Source organism: Streptomyces sp. NPDC058650 (assembly GCF_042717315.1).
In the GTDB taxonomy this organism is placed as follows: domain Bacteria; phylum Actinomycetota; class Actinomycetes; order Streptomycetales; family Streptomycetaceae; genus Streptomyces.
The window spans coordinates 1-1,590 of sequence record NZ_JBHXRL010000055.1 but is presented as its reverse complement, the minus strand read 5'-3'; the positions used below and the strand labels follow the sequence as shown (position 1 = coordinate 1,590).

Genomic DNA, 1,590 nt, shown 5'->3' with positions numbered 1-1,590 from the left:
CGATGCGCACCGCGGTCGAGGGCCAGCTCGACCGCCGTGAGCTGCCGCGCGTCCTCCTGGCCGGCCGTGGTCGATCGCCCGGTCACGACCGGCACCTCTCCGGTCATCCCGCCCGCCGCGAGGCCGACACCGTGAACTTCGGGTTCCTGGCGATCTGCCGGGTCCGCCCCACGACGCGCTCGAGAAGGGGACGATACGCCAGGTGCGAGTTCCACACGCACCAGAGTTCGCCGCCTGGGGCGAGCACGCGCGCCGCGTCGGCGAAGAGGTGGCCGGCGATGCCGGTCGAGATCGCCGCGTCGCTGTGGAACGGCGGGTTCAGCACGATGAGGCGCTCGCTCGCGTCGGCGAGCGCTTCGAGGCCGTCGGCGCGGGTGACGTGCACCCGATCGGAGACCCCGTTGGCCTCGGCCGTGAGGCGAGCGGATGCCGCGGCCGAGGCCGATCGATCGGTCGCGGTGACCCGCAGCGCCGGTCGCGCTCGCGCGAGCCACGACGCCACGACGCCCGTACCGCACGCGAGGTCGACGGCGGTCGCGGCATCCGGAACCGCATCGCCCAGCTGCGCGAGCAGGAACCGGGTGCCGATGTCGACCCCGGTGCCGGCGAAGACGCCGCCGTGGGCGACGACCGTGAGCCCGAGGTCGTCGTGCCGGGTGCTGCGCGGCCAGCCTGGTCCCGTCAGTCGCGTCGACGCACCCTCCGCCGGTCGAGTAGGCGCCCCAGCGCCGTATCGAGACTCCGCGGTCTGGTCTCGATACGCTCCTTCGTCGCTACTCGACCGACGAGGCTCGCGCGCGATGAGCACCCGCGACTTCTGCCGGGCCCGGCTCACGTCGACCCGCCCGAGACTCCGCCGCAGCACGTCGTTCATCGCGAGCGACATGTGCTTGATCCGGCCGCCCGCGACGACCACGACCTCGGGGTCGGCGTGCGCGGTGATGAGCTGCGACACCTCGTCGAGCCGGTCGAGCGATCGCGGCAGGCGCATGAGCACGAGCCGCGCGCCCGAGACGAGTTCGGGCCGGAGCGCGAGCGAACTCACCTCGTCGTCGAAGCCGAGCCGGCCGGCGTTCTCGGCGAGCGCCCGCTCCCCCGTCACGAGGTCCTGATGTACGCGGATGCCTCGCGCTCCGGCCTCCGCCGCAGCGAGCGCGAGCGCCCCGTAGGAGTCGTCGATGACGGCGATCTCCCCCGGCCCCGCCTCGCCGATGAGTGCCGCGGCCTCGTCGAGGATCAGCCGGTCCGCGGCATCCGAAGCCTCGAGCCCCGGGCCCTCGACATCGGGATGACGCCGCAGGGCGTCGAAGTCGAAGGGCATCCCCCAAGGGTACGGCGCGACCAACTGATCTCGGATTCCTCTCCCGCTGGAGACATCCGCCCGACTAGCCTGTCGAATGTCGGCACGACTTCTGGGGGTTCTTCATGACCATCGAAGCTCAGCACATCAGTCCGGAGGAGCACGCCGTCGAGTGGTGGGCGCTCGCCCCCGCCGACGTCGTCGTGCAGGCGAAGACCGAGGCCTCTCGCGGGCTGACCGCGGCAGAGGCCGAACGGCGCCTCGCCGAGGCCGGGCCGAACGCCCTGCAG

General features: G+C 72.7%; 2 protein-coding genes. One reads left to right on the top strand and one right to left on the bottom strand.

Annotated elements, in window-relative coordinates; all coding sequences use genetic code 11:
- Positions 1 to 103: 103 nt before the first annotated feature.
- A complete protein-coding gene (locus ACFWWU_RS37185) occupies positions 104 to 1,321 on the bottom strand; it encodes a class I SAM-dependent methyltransferase (RefSeq protein WP_384153607.1) in 1,218 nt (405 codons plus the stop codon).
- 104 nt (positions 1,322 to 1,425) lie between these two features.
- Here ACFWWU_RS37185 and ACFWWU_RS37180 point away from each other — a divergent pair.
- A partial coding sequence (locus ACFWWU_RS37180; RefSeq protein ID WP_384153610.1) for a cation-transporting P-type ATPase occupies positions 1,426 to 1,590 on the top strand: 165 nt, incomplete at its 3' end.

Excerpts from the sequence above, each read along its gene's own strand:
- ACFWWU_RS37185 (WP_384153607.1), bottom strand. The coding sequence starts at position 1,321 with ATGCCCTTCGACTTCGACGCCCTGCGGCGTCATCCCGATGTCGAGGGC.